The following is a 16,115-nucleotide window of genomic DNA, read 5'->3' as shown; positions in this document are numbered from 1 at the left end:
TCTTAGGAAAAGTCGGTACTGTAAAGAAAGGTCTGCCCGCGGCGTTTACAACAGCTGTAAGGTTGCCAGAGTGCCCAGGCATAATTGCCGTCTTCAGCAATCTGTCCTCCAGTATCTGGAAAGACAGCGCAGCTCTGCGACATCTGTGGGGAAAGGCGCTGCCACTTATGATTTTTTGTTCCGGTATTTTCCTGTACGGAGTCTGGCGGCCAATATCCAGGTGATTGCTGACCGGTAAGCGGACTGTATACGTGTAATTGCCCTTGGCGGGTGATGATGTCTGCCACGCGCTGCACCACGACCGCTGCAGACTTATAGCTGTCCGTCTGAGTCACAAACCCGCTTCGGGGGTAGACATTGCCCCACATGTTGCCAACAGCCGTACTCCCGATTTCACGCTGTCCCGGGATAAGCGCTTCTGGGTAGAAAGATTCAGGCACGCCGGTGCGCCAGGCCAGCGCATCGAGGCTACTGGAAAAATACGGCATGAACGGCGTAGCCGCGCTGTCACAGGAGTATCCGGAAACCATGCCACCTATAAGTTTTGTCGCAGGGTGGCCATAGGCGTCGCTGTAGTAAAAATGCAGGTTCTGCTTACGTTTACCGGGAACTTTCATCTCCTGACGGCCTCCGCCGGTGGCCATCCCCAGCATTGCGCTCTCAGTACCAGCTGCCAATTCGCTGACGGCTGACATTTCTGTCCAAGAGTTCTCCCCGGGATTTTGGTAAGCCGACACAACAGTTTCAGGGATAAAATGCGTCACCTTGACGGAGGTTTTCACTGAGCATCCGAACGGTGTACAAAACAACCAGTAGCAAATACCGCTGATACGCCAACTAATACAATCAGTTGTGGTTGCGCTAGACAATAAGCTTGCGGTGTTGACGCTGGCCATTGAACCCGTGCAAGCCAACAACGTGGCGAGTACTAGACGGCGCGGCCGAAAATGAGTCCGTTTCACTGAGCTGTCTCCTTCCATGCGTTCAGTTGCTGCGTGGCCACGCCGATGTCAGTGGTGCCGTACACCACCCATTTATCGTCAAACACGACGGCAGGATACTTATCCAGTCCCAGAGACCAGGCATGTGTAAGACGGGAATAGGCTTCTGTAAGATTCTGCTGGTTCTGTTCGAAAGCGGACGAGCGTATGACCTCACGCGCCTGTTGCTCGGCCTGAAACGGGTCTGCTGACAATGATCCGAACTGCTGTGCCTGCAACTGTTCGGGCGCATCGAGCAAAATGACAGACACGCCCGGTCCGGGATCCCGCGTAATAGGGTGTTTGCTATCGGTATAAATGACTGTATCGGCGTATGCACCAGAGGTAAGCAATAATGCTGCAAGGCAGCAGACGGGTACTTTCATGAGGAACACTCCCTGAGTGAGTAACCCGCTCAGGGTGCGTTCAATGACACAGCAGGTCAGTAATTAACTCTGAGTCCAATGCTGATAATTTTTCTGATTAACAGTCTGGTCGACAAAATGAGCCAGCTCACGGACAAAAACAGCCACTGCCCAGTGCATTATGACTGGCTGGGACAGCACCTACTTACATCACCGGATGAATTACAAAACTATGCCACCGGGTTGCAATGGTTTTATAATTATAAACAACCCGATATAGCTTTAAATGATTACAAACCGATGCAGCATATTCAGCACATGGTCCGTTAACACTTATCATTTCCTTTAAAATTAGTGCTTTACCGAAAAACGAGCCTTTGGGTTAGTCAAAGATAATTGGAACAAATTATAGTTTCAATTCGGGAATTACTGTCTCAGAAATAACTTTCTGAGTCGTGGTGTTTTATATTTTTTTCTCATTCATTCTGGAGTTCGCGATGCCAATAACAGAAGATATTTTACGTATTCAGCTAGAAAAAGACATTTTTTACCATGAAAAACAGATGGTTAGTGGAATTGCACAGCTTGCTATTGATAACGGTTTTAACTCACTATCTACCCGCCAACAGCAGGTTTTAAAACCGTTTTTAACACAACACTGCGCTGGCTTTGTTGACCCTGGTGGTACCCACAATGGCTGCAATAGAGAACTAACTGAAGAAGCTTTGTTAGATGCTTATAGACTTAGCGATGACACTCAAAGCCTGCAGTGTGAAACTTGCCTAGAAGAAAAAAGTTTTTATGACAATAGACGGGCAAGATTTGAACGCTAGTAATCATAGATAAGCCCAGTCTGGTTCTAGGCCGCGCCAGCATTTGTATATCGACACATTTTAAATCGATCGATGATGTAATGCATAATCTGTGGTTCAAGTTCAAAGGGATAACGCATCAGAAGACTCCTTTATATAGACTAAAGGTCATTTTCTGAGAATGCATTTGGAGGTTAAATAAAAAACTGTAATGGCAAGCATGAAGAAAAAGTGATTTAACGCGGGCTCTTTGCCGCCCGCACCCGCAGCCTCCCTGTTTGTCAGACAGCCAAACCCGCTGCCTGACAAACACGCAGGTCCCGTTTTAACACCTCCCCTGCCCGCTTGTTAGCCTGTCAATTTCTTTCAGCACCCACAACATGTCTGTAGCATCCGGTACACAGATATTCCAGCGCAGGCTAGCTCCAAATTCAGCCTCATTCGGCCATAAGGTATTTCCCGTCACAGTGATGAGAATATCCAACGTCTTTTCATTGGCATCGATGAGATGTACCGCTATACAACTGCGGCGTCCAACACGATGGGGATAGACAGACAGTAGCAACGGTCGCTCGAGGCGTTTCAAAATTTCTCTTCTCAGGGTATCCAGTGACAAGCTGTCAGATTGCCCAATGGATGCCGATCCCTGCGGCGGCACAGTAAAAATGACAGAAGCGATCAGCGCTTTTTCCTGTACAACCACTGGCGGCGCCATAGTTAGTTTTTTCATAGATCCCCTTGTCAGGTACTCAGTCCGCGATGTTCATCAAGCCGGCGCGCAACATGAAACGCAGCCTCAAGTTCACTGCAATGGTATTCATTCATTAATTGCCGTCTCTCAGCTTTTTCTGGTTTTTCAGTCATACCCAATGCCAGATAGAGGCTAGGTGGCACTGCACGGAAGAGCGCCTGGACTTTCTCTGAGAGAATGACACCTTCCGTGTATTTTCGAGGCACCTTCGTGGCGGAAAGCAACATCACTCGCTGCTCATCAGTCAACGTTTTAAAACGGGCAATCTGCTCTACTTCCTGTGGAGGCATCACCAAACAAATCCACCATTCCGCCATGTTCAGCATCTTTTTTGCGGTGTCAGGAAAATCCTCCAGGTTCTGCGTAAAAATCCAAAGCCACGTGCCCAACTTACGCCACATTTTGGCAATTTTAGTCGCGTAAGGACCTAGGAGTGGGTTGGTAGTCACTATATGACCTTCATCAATGGGCACGATGATGTCCCTGTCGCTGTACTGATCGCGCTCAGCAATATTATTAATAGCGTTAAGTAGGGAAATCACTGCGACTGCCATTTGTGCCTCATAGCCCTCACGAGCCAATGTCCCTAGATCAACGATCGTGACATCGGCTTCTGGCCAAGGCGTTCCAGGACGGTTGAAAAGCTCTCCCTCGAAGCCCTCCGTGAACATGCGTAACGCCTCAGACATTTCTTCCGCACGGGCCCGGCGTGCGGCAGTGCGTTTTTCCCGACCATCTTCACCCAAACTGCTATCACGTGCGATATTCTGCAGCGCGAACATGAGGTCTTCAGGTAACATCTGCCGACTGGCCTCGTATGCTGTTTTGGCTGCAATCATTATGGCTTCACGGATCATGCCGCGGTCTGCCCGGGTCAACCGTGACTCTTCTGCAGCCTCTCCACCGGTGATCATCAGGCGGGCGGCGATTTCCATCTCACCGAGGATGTCACGCTCACCCTCATCCTCATCTTCATCTTCACCATCAATATCTGGGATCGCATCCTCACTGATAACCAATTCATCTGGTTTTACCTGCATCAGCAGATGCGAATCCCCAAATGGGGCAAGTGAAATCACTTTACCAGGCTTGATACTCACTCTATGAACGCTGAGGCCGAGTGAGGCACAGTAATCACCAAACAGCCCAAAGCTATTGCCTGCCTCGATCAGAAAAATACGTGGGCGATAGATGGCCATCATCTGAGCCAACTTGACGAGTGCCGTAGCCGACTTGCCCGCACCAGTGGGTCCAAAAAGCATAAGATGCGCATTTTGAGTACGATCGTTCCTGTTCAGCGGATCCACCGAAAGCGGCCCCCCGCCGCGATTAAAAAAGGTGAATCCCGGGTTGCCGGTGCCGGTATCCCGTCCATAGACGGGCGCCAAGCAGGCGAAATGCTGCACAAACATCAGGCGGGTGTACCAGTTTTGCCGATCCTGAGTCGGGTTAAAACACATAGGTAACGCCCGCATATAAGTGCTGAGCGGACCAATATCATATTCAGGGTTTACTGGCTCCAGTCCACAGTTGAGCAATCTGCTGCTGAGTTCGAGATAGCGCTTATCCAGTGATGGGAGGTCTTGGGCTTTAATAAGCAGAGTTATCGCCGCACGGTAGAGTTTGTGTTTGTTACCTAGGTAGGAGCGAGCCGTGGCAGCGTCTTCACGCGCACGTAGGGAGTCCACATTTTCTCCCATAGAGTCACGGCTCAGGCGGGAGAAATTTTCCTCTAGTTTGTCCTGAGGATGAATAACCAGCGTCATGGTGAGTACTGTCCCCTGAGGGAGGAGATCCATGATGGCATTGATGCTATCTCCGCGGCGCACTTCTCCTGTCAGATGCCCTGTCGAAGGGGCGTTGCGCAGGCGGGCAACCGGCACCGCCTTGTGCGCCACATCATCAAACCACCACACGCCCTTATCCCTATCGCTGCGGGGACGGGTAAACCACAGGCTTTCACTAAAATCATTCAGTAATGGCAGTTCACCAGAAGCACCGTCAGTGTGTTTAGCACAGCGATAAAGCGTGGATTTATCAACCCACTTAGGTTCAGGATTGAACCACCGCAAAAGCCAGCTGTGGATCTGCTCACCGTTTTGACGCTGGCACTGAATACCCGCACCACTCATCGCAGCCGTTAGACGACCGCACACTTGTTTCAGTTGGACTTCGGGAGGCATCGGATCGCGATATGGCGATTCAACCCAGCGATAAATGACCATTCGCGTACGGCGGATCTGACCCCGCCACGGTGCTCCTGTTACGGCATCATCAACGAAGAGTCCCTTTTCGGTGGCCACATTTTGTAGATGACGTGCCTGTTCATTCAACCAGGCTTCTGTAAAGGCTGTTCCCTGCGCTCTAGGCTTCACATAACCCCTAACCTTGTCCATATAAACAGACAGGTCTGACTCATCCTGACAGTAAAACTGCACCACCCACTGATGTGAGTCCAATTCCGGCAGGCTGTCTTGCAAGGCGTTTTCCACCACATCTCGGATTTCTTCCAAACGGGAATCCGGACGGCCCTCAGTCCCCACAGGAATAATTTCGTAGACGGCCCCGACAGACACCCCGTCATCGAGCAAGATGCACTGATGCTCAGGAAGATATTCTCCCCACGGGATGTGATCGATGATAGAAGGCGCAGTGTTGTAGAGCTTCGCCTCATCACTGCGGGTCAGGCGTCCATCACGCGTCAACGGTTCATGACCATGAACTGAGAATGGGCCGTCACCGTAACGATGCGGTTCCTGGGGGTCGACCCTGCGGCGGAAAAGAGAAAAGGCCATCAGAGATCCTCCGTGCGCTCACCAGGCAGGGCATACTGGACCTGACTGTAAAAAGGAAAGACCGTGCTATACCCCGGCACCGGCGTATTTCCTTCGGCCAGATGCGGTAATACATACATCACCATGTCAGGATTGGGGAGACGTGGGAACGTCTGCTGAACTTCATTTTCCTGCGTGCGGCTGTAACTGTCGCGAGTCTGTTGGGCAATAACGCGTTCACTATCAGTGACCGGCCGGCGCAACGTAGCGCGACTTTCATTCGTGGCATGAGTAGTTGATGCACCATCGTTCCAAAGCTCCAGCATAGTACTGTCGCCGGGCGGCAGCATTTCATCTTTCGAAGTGCTGCAGCCAGCTAAGAGCAGCGCGATAGCGACAGCTGAAAACAGCAAGGGAAGGCGTTTAACATTACTCATCTGCGCCCTCCACGCTTTCCGGACCGGTAATGACAGCAGACAGGCGCATAACGCGTCCTCCAGACAAAGGATACAGAATATCGTTTTCTTCCCGGGCCAGTTTTTGAGCGACCGCCAACATAGCCCATTCAGTAACTTCGTGAGGCGTATCTTCCCACTTTCCGTTGTCTTTTCTGACAAGTCCGGCATAAAGCCGTCCACTGAGCGGGGTATACCCCACCCGGTACTCAAGATCTGTGTGTTTCATTGTCTTCCCCGTCAGTCCATACCTGTGCCGCTGCCGGCAAGGCTGAAGTCATATTTGACCTTGCGGCCTTGTTCTTCGTAATCAATGGCCAGCTGGCGTGTGATATGCAGCGCCACCGTCTTGCCTGGCGGTACATAGATAGCATCAAACGTCTGGCCATAGCGGGCTTTCACCCAGTCAGTCGTTTCACGCATACCACCGGAGAGCGCTTTGCCCAGCACTGCCTGACCTGCGTCACCAGTAAGCGTTGAAGTCACGCCTCCATAACCATTGCTCTGGGTACTACTCTGGTTCGCAGTGATACCATCGCCAGCCGCACTGGCGGCCGAGAGCATGGCTATAGTGGGCAGATACGTAGAGGCGTTGCTTTTACGCGTGCCAGAAATACATGGGATACCGTTGTCGTCGGATAGCCAGCCAATACTGCTGTTATTCCCGTTCGAATTGCCGCTGCTCTGATTACCGGCAGAATTCTGGCCATCCGGTGATGGTAGCGTCCGTACGGTGCCATCGATAAACACAAAGGTGATGCTCGTAATGGCTCCACGCACACAAGACAGTGTCCAGTCCCCCGTCGCAGTGCCGGAGACGATCGCCCCCTGCACATCAGGAAGTTCGATACCGTTTGCCGTCAGGTTGTCCCGGCCAATCATCACTTTGAAAGGGTACGGATCCGTGACTTTGCCATCGATAGGAATACGCCCCAACAGCGCCGTCATAGCACGACTCCCGACAAGCGTTGAATTCTCCGGCAGTGTGTAAACCGGGTCCGTCTTTTTTTGTGCATCGGTGAGAGCAGTCTGCGCCGTAACGACTGCTTTCCCAGCAGCCTGTTTACCGGCGTCACTAGATTCACTGAACGACGAAGCAAACGAAAAGCCAGTCGCGTTGTTTTTGTTACTTTCGGTCACAGCCCGACCGCTTGCATCCACAGCAATACCGTCTTTAGGCTCCACCCATTGCAGGCCGTCTGAAGAAGGTGTGCTGACCGCACCAGTATTCATCCCGTTGTCATAGCCCAGCCCAATAGGAATATCGCTGCTGGGGCCATCATGCTTTCCCCCCGTATTGATGCCAGCATTCCCATTCTGTAGCTGATCCATTAGCTGCTTGACCTGCGTGCCAAGATCGGTCACCTGAGCACTCAACTGTTGGCGCTTCTGGGCTTCTTCAACGCGGACGTTACCGACGACCTGGCTAATCTGCATGTCCACATTGCTGCTGGCAGTTTTCAATGCCTTGTTTTCATCACTGAGTTTTTTATTGTCATCAGCGAGCGAATCCAGACGATCTTGAACTTTACGAAAATTGCCGACAACGGTTCTCAGCGTATCCTGAGGCGTGTCACCTTCAACACCCATCGCCTTCAAATCTTCTGGCGACAGATCTTTTAGAGCAGTGTGAGTGTCCGTCTGGGAGCCAGTTGTTGGCGCCCGATCGTTAGAACACGATTTCACGCCAATCACCATAGCGCTGGCCAGTACCATTGGGACCGCGACCTTAACGATGAGGTTAGAAGATGGCGCTTTCATTATTTCGCTCTCCGTTTATGACCGTCAGCAGGCTGCTGAGGTGGTGGTTCAGCAATAAAGGCCGCTTCTGGACGTCCGGACGTAACCAGGTAAAGGACCGTCGTATCTTCCGGCGTCCCCGCGCCCCCGAGCCAGCGATGCTGGAAAGTGGCCGTCACAAACTGCCCTTGAAGCGTGCGCGGATCGAGAACCACTTTACCCGCAGATCGGTTACGGACCTGCAGGGCTACCACACTGCTCCCCTGAAGGCTCCAGGCTGCCATCGGTGTGACGGTGACCGGCTCTGTAGGCATAAGAGTGGTGACTGTGGACGGCATCTTCAGTGATACCGGGCTAATACCCGGGACCGGCTCAACCGTACGCAATGGGCCGTACATGTTCTGAGCCGCATAACGTGTCAGTACTACAGGCAGCGGCGCATTCATTTTTGCGGCCTTACGCTCCGACTTTGCATTACCCGTATCCGCTTGTTTAGCCTGTCGGCCGGTACTGTCACCGTCACTACTGGTGAATTGCTTATCGCTGGCTGTTGCTGTAGTGACTTCGCCGTCGTATACAATTTTCACCGGTTCCCGCGTGGTTTTACCGGGAGTCGCCGAGACATCTAAAAGCAGAATTTCCCCGTTTTCTTTGTTCTGCAGCTCAAGCCGCGTCACCGGAAACGCATCGCTGGCACTGAGATAGACCACACCACCGGTACTCTGAATACGCAGCTTACTGTTCAGCGCAGGTGGAAAACCGACCCGCACGTTTTTATCCACAAAAACAATACGCTCCTGCCCAACCGTCAGAGGCACCTGCAGCGGAATACGTTCCCACTTCATTAGTTCCACTGCGCATGTCATTCCTGGAATGACCAGGCCCGCCAGTAGGACAAGACAATATTTTTTTACCCAGTGCTGCATCACTTTTTCTCCGGTTCTGGCCGTACCATAGCCTCAAGCCGCTGCGGTGTAGCCGCATAGCAATCCAGCGCGAGTCCGAACGGATTACGCTCGGGATCGCCCTCCCAACGCACCACTTTTAACGGATAGCGGACCAGTGCGCGTTTGACCGGTTCAGTGTGGTAATACTCGTCTGCCACCAAATCAAGCTGAGCGACCCAGTGCTCCTGATCGAGAATAGTGATGCTGCGCCCGCTGTATCCACGGCGCGGGATTTCATACACAACGCGTACACGATCCCGCAGCTCATCGCTGTTCCTACGCATCTCTGCATCTTTGTTGAGGAAGTCTTGGCAGGACGGGGTCAGGTAAGGGCTCATCTGAGCAATTTTCGCTGGATAATCCACCTCACCATTTTTGGGCCAGGAGTTCAGTTGCTGAAAGATATAGAAAGCAAAGCTGTACACGGTTGAGGGGGGAACTTCCCACCATTTACGGGTACTACCGGAACGCAGGTCTGGCGGATTGTGGATCGTGAGTTCGGCAGGGGCACGCATCCAACCAATCCCCGTCACCAACATACCGGCGAACAGGAGAGCACAGGCAATACGCAAGGAAAGAATGTGGTTGTCACGTGCAGTCATACCGTTACGAAATCGACTCATCGCGCATCTCCCCGTACCACTGCCCGAGTGCGCTTTACCTCCCATGCACGGCTAACGAGGATCATGGAGTGCGAAAGACGGGCACGGCAGCGGATCTCTTCCAGACGCTGCCAGATATAATTTTCCGGCTTGCCGCGCTTGTAGCCTGCAATCCAACCCCCGCCGATGAAGATGACAAGCAACGGCATCAGCAACATGCATGTCGGGAAAGCCAACCAGCCGATGACTGGCACCAGTGCCAGTGGCACCGCCAACGGCACACCGGCAATAACGCCGATGATAGCCGCCAACAAAAACTCACCTGAGGTAAACCCTTTCCAGACTACGGGCGGATTGTTCAGACGATCGGGAAGGAAATTAATGACGGCCATATCAGCTCCTTACAGAATATCTGACGCTTTGGTCACCAGATAAATGACTGCAAGGATTAGAATGATGCCAAGCACACCGTAAAGCATAAATTCCGTCCAGGAGCCTTTGCCCTTACGTACGTCGTGGAAAGAAGTACCAATGGCATGTGCCACGATCAAAAATGTTCCTAGGCAGACCAGCAGGCCCATTGCCACCCCGCCCATTTTGGCGTAGCCCATCATCGTGTTGTAAGTGCCGCCGCCCCCTCCAGTCGTCGGTTGCTCCACAGAGGGAAGATCAGCCAAAGCCTGACCGCTCACCAGAAGTGCGGTAAGCAACAGTCCTGCACGAGCGCGTGCAGAATGGTAAAACCTGAGTAATGTGGATTTCATTGATTTATCCTTTCAGTGGAAAAACAGAAACAGCATTGCGAGATAGAGCACAATCAGGCGTACAGCCAGTTCATTGAACTGGCGGAAGGTCACAGATTTCGTGATAAGTCCGCGATAAGCCAGAGTCAACGCCCAGGCGCAGAAGAGAAGAATGATGACGGCAAGCGAACCAAGGATAAGTGTATTCAGCTGCCCTGGAGTCAGGCCGCTGCCCGTGCCAGCGCTCCACCCATTCAGTTGGGCACCGTTCATCGCAATGACATCTCTTCTGTACGGTACTGACCGGTAACAGAAGACTGACGCGATGAAGGTTGTGCCCGCGACGGTTCAAGGTAGGTCGAGATGCCTTGTTTCATGGTGCCGATATCACGCGTAGCTTGCTGATAATCAAAATAAAAGCGGGCATCCTGGGCCTGATTAGCCACCACACGGGCACGGTCGATCCCGGCCTGTACCTGATCCAACTGGCGCATAACCAACGCCAGTTCATCTTTCTCTGATGCAGAGCACTGCAGCACAGGCAATGTGGCTATCAGTAGGACAATGAGGTTTTTGGTATGACGCATGACGACTCTCCCGGTTAACTGGTCGTTGGGAGAGTGGCGCAAAGCCTGAGACCTTACAGCAGGAAATTGTTAATGCTGAAGTGAAAAAAAAGCCCGCACCACAGGGATAACGAGCTATAACGCTAAAGGTATTTCTTAAAAGACCCCGTTACGACAGCCAGCACACCGCCGACCAGTAAAGCCGACGGCAGCAACAGCAAATTAGGCCATACTGCCGTTGGCCATGCCAGATAGAGCATGCAGGGGCCATACAGCGCAGGCTTGATGAAACGCTTAGCATGATGATACACAAAGCTAGATTCATACCCGGCCCCATATCGCCTCAAATCACGTCTGACCAATCCATCAACCACCCCCATGATTATTACCAGTGCAAACAACGGCAAACTGAGAAAGAGGATCATGACGCGGATAAAAAAAATCAGCGTAACCCAGACAGTGGCTTGAAGATACACGCTGAGCCAGTTGACAAGGAACGCGCCGACACCGTTCAGCGCGGGGATAAGACCACTGCCTTTCTCACTCAACGATTTAAATGACTGCAGCCAGCCGCTAAACCCACTGTCAACAAAAAGCCACTGCCAAGCCATATGCACCCAACGGCTGGCCGTTTCCACCGGAGTGACCATAAGCAAACTACGGGTATAACCCTCTGACAACCATTGACTCTCCGCAACCATGACTCGGTAGCTATGAGTTGCGCCCTCCCCCGGCCACAACAACGCAATACAGGCATACTCAATCAGCAAACTGACTAAAAGCGACCCTAGTAGAACGCCGATCAGACCCATCGGAAAATCCCACAACAGCAGTCCTATAGGACCAGACCGCGACTGACGGGGAGATTGATTGCGCTGCCTGTTATCTTCGTCATGCTGCGACACCCGGTCCTCCTGCATACCCCATGTCTGTACCAGTCCACCAAGTTTCACCGGTGTGGTAATTTTTCTCCATATTGTCAGCCAGATGTTTCAGACTGGCCGGCATATGGGGATCGTTATTATCTGCCGGCAACGGCATCCGTATTTTCCATAACTGACCTCCTTCTAGTAAGGCAAAAGCCTGTCCTTTCGGAAGGTTAATGACGTCAGTTGGACTTATCATCGGTGTTTTCACCAGGCTCACCTGGTCATTAACGTTGCTGTTAAAGTCGGTGCCCTCTCCGGGCCTGGATACGTCCGTCACACCGGATGTCAGCGTTTTCTGGTAGACGTCTACTTCTGGGAGCTGATCGGTGAGCAGCATGGCAGTGTTTTTCTCACGCACACGTAGCATCACCAGTGTATTGAAGTTTCCAACAACCTGATTCGCTTTAGCCGTACTGCCAATACGCGCCTCAATATCAGAAAGGGTTTGGGTGTAGGCGGTCACCTGGAAGCCCGCCCCGCCGCCCTTGTTGATTAATGGGATGAATTCGTCGCCCATCAATTCGTTAAACTCATCGCAATGAAGGTTGATAGGCACTTTGGCTGAATGTCCTTCATTCTCATCATCGAGACCAAATTTATAGATATGCCCCCCTTCTGAGACGAGGTCTGCAAACATGCTGTTACCGACTGCGGCAGCTACAACCGGATCGGACAGCGCATCAAGACCAACATACACCACACCGCGTGACTTGATGATGTTGTGCCAGTCCAAGATCGGACGAGGATCGTCAAGGTCAGTGTAATCGGGAGCAAGAAGTGCTGCAGTTTTACCCGTGGTAAGCTTCTCAAGCAGCGTTAACAGGGATGCGACGATTTTATCGAAATAAGTACGGTCATATTGCACCGCACTGCGTAACCCATCCAACACCGGGTCCCACAACTTTTTCCCTTCGGGGCTTGCCAGCACCTGCTCTGAGACCCAAATTTTTGCACCATTGGGTCTGCCTTGCAGGTGACGAGGGAGATCCCTATCGTCGATCCCACTCTGCATCATGGCCTCTGCCGTATTCATCAACTGCGGGGCCTTTGCGCTAAGCAGATTATCAACATAGGTTTCATACAGTTCACCAATGTTGGTGACATAACGAAGGATAAGGCTATAGTCCGGACGTTGTCCGAGAGCAACCAGCGCACGCGTAATTATGTTGACGAAACGCCAGGCAAACTCACGGAAGGCGGCGGAGTTTCCTTCACCAGAGAGCTGGCCCGCCACGCGCGATGCAACCTCAGAGATACGACTAAAGCGTCCTACCGCGTTATAGCGGGCGCTGATGTCAGGCCAACCTAGGTGAAATACCCAGAAGTTATTCTGACGGCCTGCACGATGTGACTCGGCATACATCCGGCGGAGCAAATCGGCATCCCCTTTGGGGTCAAACACAATGACTACCTCATGCTCACCAGCGGCGTTTTTGCGACGGATATCCTGGGTGATCAGCAGCTCTGCCAGTCGGGTCTTGCCTACGCGGGTAGTACCGATAACTAACGTATGCCCGACACGTTCGCCGAGATCAGATGTTACAGTGGTCTCATCCGGTTCAACGCCGTGATACACCGCACTGCCGCCGACTGGTGGCAATGGACGGAAAGGATTTAAGGCGGAATCCGTGCGGGTCATACGACACAACCAGGGGAGACTGTATTCCATCTTTTTCTCCATCTCGCGTGCCATGCGGTACAACACAGCGGGCTGCACATATACTTCACATTCTGGACGGCGGGCTTCCATCAGCCGTTGCGTGTGACGTGCAGACCATCGGAAACCTTTCCCGAGGAAAAGATGCCGCTGGCTGACCGGTATCTGCTCACTGGTCAGCACATAACGGGGGAGGCGGCGAATATTATGCCGATAGCGCAGAATTTTCAGGCCCTGTTGAGTCCGTTTCAGGGCCAGCACACCAAAACCAGCCGCAGTCACCCAACTGACAGAAGGCGCAAGCGCCACTGCCCACGGGGCTGTCAGGCAAATACAGGTCGCGCTGGCAGCCACGGTCGCCGAGTACAACTCCACGGCGGGACGCAGCAAAGATTCCATCACATAACGATCGCTCATAACCCCCCCTCGGTATTCAGTGTGCGTAGAAAACGACGGTACACATACGCTGATCTATAGGGCGAATTACCGCCTATCGTCACCAGAACATACCTCATCGGCTATCGCCCCCTCCCCTGAGCGGTATAATCCTTAACGGCATAATCTGACCAATATCCCACCATACTCATGAGACCGCGCACGACATGGATCACCTCAAAAAGCAATCCAGCAAGGCACAGTGGGACATACGCGCTGGGCAGCAATGAGGCTGTCCGTAATACGCCCTCAGCCAGTACGTCAGTGGTAAAGGAAGGACTGACGAAGACAGCGACCGGCACAGCGGCCATCACCGCACACATCGCGCAGCAGAGGAGAAATAGTGGACGCAGGATGGTTACCCGGATCATACACAGCAGAAGGGCACAGACGCACATCCAGGCCGTTTTCGTGTTGTGAGAGAAGGTTCGTTCAACGAATAAAATGGAGATAGATTCAAACATTTTACGCATAGCAAATTTCCTTTTAAAAGAAGTAAGTAGCAGCAAGAGTATGGAGTTGCCTTTACTGCGATATACCTGTAGCGGTAATCAGGACAGGGTAATGGTCAAGTGAGAGCCGGTGTGACAACACTCCTCCACTTACGGGAACCATCACTAAATCAGGTGCCAGCTGGCGCAAAGATTCCAATCCTCTTTCATCCCTGACGCTGATAATCATGCCGGTCGCCTGCATACGACGAAGTTCGGGGGCATGCCGTAGCAGCCACTGGCGTGAAGCTGCATCATCGCCCAGTACGAACACCGGCGGCATTCCGATAAGATTTAACGCCCGGGCGTCAACCTTTCCTGGAGACATCTCCGGTGTACTCACTGGCAACATGTCAGAAATAAGCACCGGCGCAGACCGAGGAGAAAGTGTCTGCGGTACTTCGCCCCCGGTATCATTCTCAGCATTGATGCCTTCAAAGAACGGGGCGGTGGGGTCCCCCCCAAAATCCCCCACGACAGTCAGGGCGGCATATGCGCTTAAAGCTACTGCCAGAAGTGTTGAAACAAGCGTGATCGAAAGGGCCTGACGAAAGAAAGTTTTCATTGAGGTTCAATCCAGGTAAGCGAGGAACGGGCCAGCGCGACAGAATTTCCGCTGCGAACCGGAGTGTCGTTTGGCGCAATCTGACTGAGTTTGCGCCGGACGATAGCCATGTAGGTCGCGGCGTGGCGACCGCCTGCCGGATGATGGTAGCAACCCGCCGCTTGAATCCAGCTACCGGGCCGGGCGTCGTAACAAGCCCTCAGGATACGAGCAGCAGCGCGAAGGTTGATGTAAGGGTCAAAAGCATCATGTAACGTTGGGAAAAAATGCCCATTCCATCCGAGGTTCACCTGCGCTACACCGACATCGATGTTCTTCAGTGGCCAGCGCTTAATAAACTGGAGCAACGCAGAGAAAGCCTCTTCTCTCGTTTCATAATGGAATCCCTTCCCCGCAACATTGATAGTCCAGGGCCACGGCTTCGAGCCCCAAGATGCTTTACGGGTGCTTTCTGCCATCGCCAACGAATAGAGTGACTCTGCTGGCACCCGTTCAGCGGCGGCAATCTGCCGGTAAGCCTCTGGGACAAATTGGCGCTCTGTAGCCTCCGCGTTAATTGCAAAGCAAAGGAGTACAGAAACCAGTATCAAAATGCGGCGAGCTGCCATCCGTTTTCCCCCTGCTGCAGAATGACCGGCATCTGACCCTGCCCGTAACGTAGCCACAGTCCGCTGTCATGGTTGAGCGTTATTTGCCGGCTACGAACTTTTTCTACCGGGATGTTGTGACGTATGGCCCAGGCACGGATGGCTTCATCGCTACTGTCGCCGACCAAATAAATATCGACCGGACGATCATCGGCTAAGACTGCAGCAAGGCGTGCATCGCAGCGGGAACAATTTTCCTTCACAAACAAGGCAAGACGTCCCTGCGTATCGTGGGCGATCCCCGCCATATTGCTGCCCATGTTCACGGCCAACATCTTTGGATACAGCCTCAACCACGCCGCATTAATTTCACGTTGAAAAGCCAATTCTTTCTCACTGCGTAGGTACTCGTGCCTGACCCACAGTTCAGCGAGTCGCCGGCGTTCTGTACTATTGTCAGTCTCAACACCCAATGCAGTCAGTGGATCAAGCCCCGGGGACATAATGCCTCGCTCCCCGTTCATCAGCATTTGATAACGGAGCCAGTCACTGTTGGATAACCCCCACTGCTGCGCCTGCACATACGTATTCAATACGTTCGAGGAAGATTCCTGCTGAGGTAAGATGCTCTGCTGTGCTGACGGTGTCTGAACGTTGGCAGCCAAGGTCGTCAGTGATGACAAGCACAACCCAACAAGTAATGTTTTTTTCATCAT

21 protein-coding genes are annotated in these 16,115 nt (G+C 52.5%); 2 read left to right on the top strand and 19 right to left on the bottom strand.

The features are described from left to right. Positions 1-2 precede the first annotated feature (2 nt). Together I6N93_RS03980 and I6N93_RS03975 are read right to left on the bottom strand one after the other, a co-directional pair. Positions 3-980 (bottom strand): TIGR03756 family integrating conjugative element protein, encoded by a 978-nt coding sequence (locus I6N93_RS03980; RefSeq protein ID WP_176222536.1) that lies wholly within the window; start codon positions 978-980, stop codon positions 3-5. Beyond that, positions 959-1,366, bottom strand: a complete 408-nt coding sequence (locus tag I6N93_RS03975) for a TIGR03757 family integrating conjugative element protein (protein WP_085686811.1) — start codon at positions 1,364-1,366, stop codon at positions 959-961. Before I6N93_RS03975 ends, I6N93_RS03980 begins: the two co-directional genes overlap by 22 nt. A gap of 117 nt (positions 1,367-1,483) precedes the next feature. Between I6N93_RS03975 and I6N93_RS03970 the strand changes: the two genes are divergently transcribed. Then, on the top strand, positions 1,484-1,675 hold the full coding sequence (locus I6N93_RS03970; protein ID WP_139829921.1) for a hypothetical protein: 192 nt from the start codon (positions 1,484-1,486) through the stop codon (positions 1,673-1,675). Positions 1,676-1,842: 167 nt separating this feature from the next. Then, complete coding sequence (locus I6N93_RS03965; RefSeq protein ID WP_085686815.1) at positions 1,843-2,178, top strand: hypothetical protein; 336 nt, start codon at positions 1,843-1,845, stop codon at positions 2,176-2,178. Positions 2,179-2,482: 304 nt separating this feature from the next. Here I6N93_RS03965 and I6N93_RS03960 read toward each other — a convergent pair whose 3' ends face one another. The 17 genes from I6N93_RS03960 to I6N93_RS03880 form a co-directional block, all read right to left on the bottom strand. Then, the gene (locus I6N93_RS03960; RefSeq protein ID WP_085686817.1) at positions 2,483-2,887 is read right to left on the bottom strand and encodes a hypothetical protein; all 405 of its coding nucleotides are present in this window, start codon (positions 2,885-2,887) and stop codon (positions 2,483-2,485) included. A gap of 11 nt (positions 2,888-2,898) precedes the next feature. After that, positions 2,899-5,703, bottom strand: a complete 2,805-nt coding sequence (locus I6N93_RS03955) for a conjugative transfer ATPase (RefSeq protein ID WP_085686819.1) — start codon at positions 5,701-5,703, stop codon at positions 2,899-2,901. Further along, positions 5,703-6,119: a TIGR03751 family conjugal transfer lipoprotein gene (locus I6N93_RS03950; protein ID WP_085686821.1), complete on the bottom strand. Its 417-nt coding sequence runs from the start codon at positions 6,117-6,119 to the stop codon at positions 5,703-5,705. The genes I6N93_RS03955 and I6N93_RS03950 overlap by 1 nt, the downstream gene beginning before the upstream one ends. Continuing rightward, positions 6,112-6,366 (bottom strand): DUF7446 family protein, encoded by a 255-nt coding sequence (locus I6N93_RS03945; RefSeq protein WP_085686823.1) that lies wholly within the window; start codon positions 6,364-6,366, stop codon positions 6,112-6,114. Before I6N93_RS03945 ends, I6N93_RS03950 begins: the two co-directional genes overlap by 8 nt. An 11-nt stretch (positions 6,367-6,377) precedes the next feature. Then, on the bottom strand, positions 6,378-7,898 hold the full coding sequence (locus I6N93_RS03940; RefSeq protein ID WP_085686825.1) for a TIGR03752 family integrating conjugative element protein: 1,521 nt from the start codon (positions 7,896-7,898) through the stop codon (positions 6,378-6,380). Next, complete coding sequence (locus I6N93_RS03935; RefSeq protein WP_085686827.1) at positions 7,898-8,803, bottom strand: TIGR03749 family integrating conjugative element protein; 906 nt, start codon at positions 8,801-8,803, stop codon at positions 7,898-7,900. The genes I6N93_RS03940 and I6N93_RS03935 overlap by 1 nt, the downstream gene beginning before the upstream one ends. After that, positions 8,803-9,447, bottom strand: a complete 645-nt coding sequence (locus I6N93_RS03930) for a PFL_4703 family integrating conjugative element protein (protein WP_085686829.1) — start codon at positions 9,445-9,447, stop codon at positions 8,803-8,805. The genes I6N93_RS03935 and I6N93_RS03930 overlap by 1 nt, the downstream gene beginning before the upstream one ends. Next, positions 9,444-9,818, bottom strand: a complete 375-nt coding sequence (locus I6N93_RS03925; RefSeq protein ID WP_085686831.1) for a TIGR03750 family conjugal transfer protein — start codon at positions 9,816-9,818, stop codon at positions 9,444-9,446. Before I6N93_RS03925 ends, I6N93_RS03930 begins: the two co-directional genes overlap by 4 nt. 9 nt (positions 9,819-9,827) lie before the next feature. After that, entirely contained in the window at positions 9,828-10,190 is a 363-nt protein-coding gene (locus I6N93_RS03920) for a TIGR03745 family integrating conjugative element membrane protein (RefSeq protein ID WP_085686833.1), read from the bottom strand. Positions 10,191-10,202: 12 nt separating this feature from the next. Beyond that, the gene (locus tag I6N93_RS03915) at positions 10,203-10,448 is read right to left on the bottom strand and encodes a TIGR03758 family integrating conjugative element protein (protein ID WP_085686835.1); all 246 of its coding nucleotides are present in this window, start codon (positions 10,446-10,448) and stop codon (positions 10,203-10,205) included. Beyond that, positions 10,439-10,756, bottom strand: coding sequence for an integrative conjugative element protein, RAQPRD family (locus I6N93_RS03910; protein ID WP_085686837.1), 318 nt, complete (start codon positions 10,754-10,756; stop codon positions 10,439-10,441). The genes I6N93_RS03915 and I6N93_RS03910 overlap by 10 nt, the downstream gene beginning before the upstream one ends. Positions 10,757-10,878: 122 nt before the next feature. After that, entirely contained in the window at positions 10,879-11,640 is a 762-nt protein-coding gene (locus I6N93_RS03905) for a TIGR03747 family integrating conjugative element membrane protein (RefSeq protein WP_085686839.1), read from the bottom strand. Next, positions 11,627-13,738: a type IV conjugative transfer system coupling protein TraD gene (gene traD / locus I6N93_RS03900; RefSeq protein ID WP_085686841.1), complete on the bottom strand. Its 2,112-nt coding sequence runs from the start codon at positions 13,736-13,738 to the stop codon at positions 11,627-11,629. The genes I6N93_RS03905 and traD overlap by 14 nt, the downstream gene beginning before the upstream one ends. A gap of 101 nt (positions 13,739-13,839) precedes the next feature. Further along, a complete protein-coding gene (locus I6N93_RS03895; protein ID WP_085686843.1) occupies positions 13,840-14,229 on the bottom strand; it encodes a hypothetical protein in 390 nt (129 codons plus the stop codon). A gap of 52 nt (positions 14,230-14,281) precedes the next feature. Next, on the bottom strand, positions 14,282-14,812 hold the full coding sequence (locus I6N93_RS03890; protein WP_085686845.1) for an integrating conjugative element protein: 531 nt from the start codon (positions 14,810-14,812) through the stop codon (positions 14,282-14,284). Beyond that, positions 14,809-15,420 (bottom strand): transglycosylase SLT domain-containing protein, encoded by a 612-nt coding sequence (locus tag I6N93_RS03885; protein WP_085686847.1) that lies wholly within the window; start codon positions 15,418-15,420, stop codon positions 14,809-14,811. The genes I6N93_RS03890 and I6N93_RS03885 overlap by 4 nt, the downstream gene beginning before the upstream one ends. Next, positions 15,399-16,112 carry a TIGR03759 family integrating conjugative element protein gene (locus I6N93_RS03880; RefSeq protein ID WP_085686888.1) on the bottom strand — a complete coding sequence of 238 codons (714 nt, stop codon included), beginning with the start codon at positions 16,110-16,112 and terminating at the stop codon, positions 15,399-15,401. Before I6N93_RS03880 ends, I6N93_RS03885 begins: the two co-directional genes overlap by 22 nt. Positions 16,113-16,115: the final 3 nt, after the last annotated feature.

The sequence above is a fragment of the Lonsdalea populi genome (genome assembly GCF_015999465.1).
Lineage (GTDB): Bacteria > Pseudomonadota > Gammaproteobacteria > Enterobacterales > Enterobacteriaceae > Lonsdalea > Lonsdalea populi.
This window is presented reverse-complemented; position numbering and strand designations above follow the sequence as displayed.